This is a genomic window from Methyloceanibacter marginalis, assembly GCF_001723295.1.
In the GTDB taxonomy this organism is placed as follows: Bacteria; Pseudomonadota; Alphaproteobacteria; order Rhizobiales; family Methyloligellaceae; genus Methyloceanibacter; species Methyloceanibacter marginalis.
This window is the reverse complement of sequence record NZ_LPWD01000450.1, coordinates 1-3,069: the sequence shown is the minus strand read 5'-3', so window position 1 is coordinate 3,069 and position 3,069 is coordinate 1. Positions and strand designations below refer to the sequence as shown.

At 62.6% G+C, this 3,069-nt stretch carries 5 protein-coding genes and 1 pseudogene; 1 reads left to right on the top strand and 5 read right to left on the bottom strand.

The features are described 5' to 3' along the window. Window positions 1-369, top strand: a pseudogene (locus tag AUC71_RS15740) (hypothetical protein); the annotation flags it as partial. Window positions 370-373: 4 nt separating this feature from the next. Here the strand turns inward: AUC71_RS15740 and AUC71_RS15735 are convergent. The 5 genes from AUC71_RS15735 to AUC71_RS19825 all read right to left on the bottom strand — a co-directional run. After that, complete coding sequence (locus AUC71_RS15735; protein ID WP_204376760.1) at window positions 374-1,093, bottom strand: metallophosphoesterase family protein; 720 nt, start codon at window positions 1,091-1,093, stop codon at window positions 374-376. 4 nt (window positions 1,094-1,097) lie between these two features. Further along, entirely contained in the window at window positions 1,098-1,541 is a 444-nt protein-coding gene (locus AUC71_RS15730; RefSeq protein ID WP_141701768.1) for a hypothetical protein, read from the bottom strand. Window positions 1,542-1,614: 73 nt separating this feature from the next. Then, window positions 1,615-2,013, bottom strand: a complete 399-nt coding sequence (locus AUC71_RS15725) for a hypothetical protein (RefSeq protein WP_141701767.1) — start codon at window positions 2,011-2,013, stop codon at window positions 1,615-1,617. Window positions 2,014-2,016: 3 nt separating this feature from the next. Then, window positions 2,017-2,394: a hypothetical protein gene (locus AUC71_RS15720; protein WP_141701766.1), complete on the bottom strand. Its 378-nt coding sequence runs from the start codon at window positions 2,392-2,394 to the stop codon at window positions 2,017-2,019. A gap of 453 nt (window positions 2,395-2,847) precedes the next feature. Further along, window positions 2,848-3,069 (bottom strand): hypothetical protein (locus AUC71_RS19825; RefSeq protein ID WP_158007894.1); only part of this gene is annotated, 222 nt, incomplete at its 5' end.

The following is a 3,069-nucleotide window of genomic DNA, read 5'->3' as shown; positions in this document are numbered from 1 at the left end:
GACGCGCGCGCCGGCAACGGCGCCGCGCCGGAGCCCGCGATGGAGCGGACCCCCATGGAGATGGGAGCAGCCGGCGGTGAAGAGCACGCGGCCACATATGCCGAGGCGCATGAGGAAGAGCACTCTGCCGAGGCCCCGCACGAGGAGCACGGCGAGGCGCCGCACGAAGACGATTACCGCGAGGACGAGTACGTCGAAGGACACGATGAGCACGTCGAGGAAGGCGGAGAGGAGCCAGAGCAAAAAAGCACTCTGGCAAAACGGTTCGCCGCGCGTAGAGCAAAACGCAGTGAGGACAAGGCAGGCGGCGGCAGCCTCACCAGCCGCTTACGCAGCCTCGTAGCCGACAGCGCTCAGACCCGGGGCTAAAGCCTCACGTTTGCAGAAAGCTTCGTTCCCCGTTCTTCAGTCTGAGCGCCGTCAGGCGCCCGCTGAATACGGCACCAGTGTCGATGCCGATCCGATTGGAGCGTACGATCGGCTCGGGAACCGGCGTGTGCCCATGCACCACCACCTTGCCGAACGGCTCGGTCTCATCGAGAAACGCGTCGCGGATCCACAAGAGATCGAACTCGTCTTGGGCGTGAAGCGGCACGCCGGGCCGCACGCCCGCATGCACAAACAGATAGTCGCCCAACAGCACCTGAAGACCGAGGTGCCGGAAGAAGTCGAAGTGCGCCGGCGGCAGCTTGTCCATAAAGGCTTCGCGCCACGTCTCGGGCGGCGCGCCCGCTCTGTCGAGCTGGTCCACATCGACCCCATAGGACGCCATGGTCTCGTCACCGCTATTGACTCGCCAATGCCGAAGCCGCCCCGCATCGTCCAGAAAGTCGAGCAGAAGCTGTTCATGATTGCCCTTGAGGAAATGAACGGAGAGGTCCTCGGGCAACGCGTTCAGTAAGATCTCGACGACCCCGCGGCTGTCGGGCCCGCGATCCACGTAGTCGCCGACAAAGATAAGAGTTGTGTTCGCGGCATCCTGCCGCGCGGCGTCCGCCTCGATCTGGCGCAGCAGCTTTGCCAAAAGGTCGGACCGGCCGTGAATGTCCCCGACGGCATAGACGAGTTCGCCCTCCGGCACGTGCGCGCTCACCGTGTCACGAGGCGTCCCCCGGTACGGCGGCGAGCTCGCGATAGAGCCGCGCCGGGAAGCTGAAGACCGTGCTGACGCAATCCGACGTGAGCCCGATGAACAGCACCGTCTGCCCGTCCCGGAGCTCGTCGTCTTCCGTGATGACGTAGAGCGTGTCGATGCCGAGCGGCGGCAATCCCTTCAATCGCGCGGCCCGCTCCTCGAAAGCGCGAAGCGGCGCACCGCCGAGATGATCGAACTTGGCGTGCACCCGGGCGATCGCAGAACGAATATCGCTCTCCGGTTTGCATGACGGCGCCACGGCCTTGGGGCCCTGACCGTTGTAATAGGTGATTCCGTAAGCCTGAATGATCGGGCCGAGCCTCTCGGAATAAGCCTTGAAGCCCGCAAAGCCGAGCAAGGTAACGGCAATCGCGATGCCAGCCGCAACCCTCGACCAAAGTGGCATGGCCAAGTCCTCCACCGCGGAGAGGCTCCTGACGGGAACCCTCCGCCGAACGAGAGTCTAGGACGGTAGCGCCCTAGATCTCCGCATCGACCTCACAGCGTACCGTATCGCGGTGACCGCATTCGGGCATTTTCCACGAAATGATGTCTCCGGTCCTGGTATCGACGATCGGAACCGGGCACGCGACGCGCCAGAAACGGTAGCTCGAGCCGCGATGCCCGGCGTCCCATTGGGTCCCGAGCATGATACCCGATCTTTGGCACCGCTGCAGGTTGAAAGGCTGGGCCGCGGCCCCCAAAGATTCCGCCTGATCGAAGAGCTGAACCTCTTGGCGGCGGCACACCATCATGGAGTGCTCCGTGGCCCATTCCCGGTTTTCATAGCCCGTATAGGGCGCGTTCTGATCCGGAGGCCCGGCAATGACCGTCTTGCAGACAATCAGGACGACAGCTGCTGGCATGGGTACGGGCATGGCTTAAGCTCCCCGCTCTAGATTGGCGCCCTCGAACGGGGCGAACCAGCTCGCTGTCCAGGCGAGCGCCGCATCTTCCGCGAACCGCAGGCCCGCGAGCATGAACAAGCCGCCATGGTCGTTGGTGGTCTTCTCGACCTCCACCGCGGCGTACCCGATATAACGGCCGCAGACTTCCGCACCGGCGGCCTTATTGACGGCATTGATGGCGATCGGCTCGGTCTTGCCGGAGGCCATGCTCCGGGCAAGCGCGATGGCCTGCACCTCAGACTTGCACAATACGGCGTTGAGCTTTTGTGGTGGTGCCGTCGGCGGCTGTCTCACGGCCTGGACCGGAAGGAACAGGCTCGCCATCACGGCTAGGGTCAGTGTCGTAGGCATTGTGGCCCCCTCAATAAGGTTGCACGAACGCCACTCCTCGGGGTCCTTGCGGACCGATACCTCCCAAATTCCCTAGACCGGCTGGAACCTGTCTTTGCGTTTCCGGCTCATGGTGCAACGCAACATATGCCGGCTTGGTTCCACCAACTTAATATGCCTGATGCAAGTTTCATGCAAGGTGAGCACCCTGCGGCACAGTGCCTCTAAGTCGGTGGATTCGCGCCCCATTTCGAAGTTCCATTATCCGGTGCGAAGACCTGACGCGCAGCGTTAGCCCCTTGACCAGTCTTCGATAATGAATGCTGCACTGCAAAATAGTGATTCGCAAGACTGTCACGAGCCTACGCCTATCGATACGCACCCGATAGAGCAGGACGGCAACAGACGTCAGATGATTGGCAAGGCCTTCACCACTGCCAGAGCAAATTGCTCAAATGGAAGGCAGTTTTCGCGCTAGATCCCGCGCGCCAAGTTCGACCCACTGAAGGGCGCCATCCAGTTCGCCGTCCAGCCGAGCCGGCCGTCCTCGGCAAAGCGAAGGCCCGCCAGCATGAACAGCCCGCCGTTCCGGTTCTTCGTCTTCTCGACCTCAACCACGGCATAGCCGATATAGCGGCCGCAAACCTCTGCACCCGCGGCCTTGTTGACCAGGTTGATGGCGATCGGCTCGGTCTT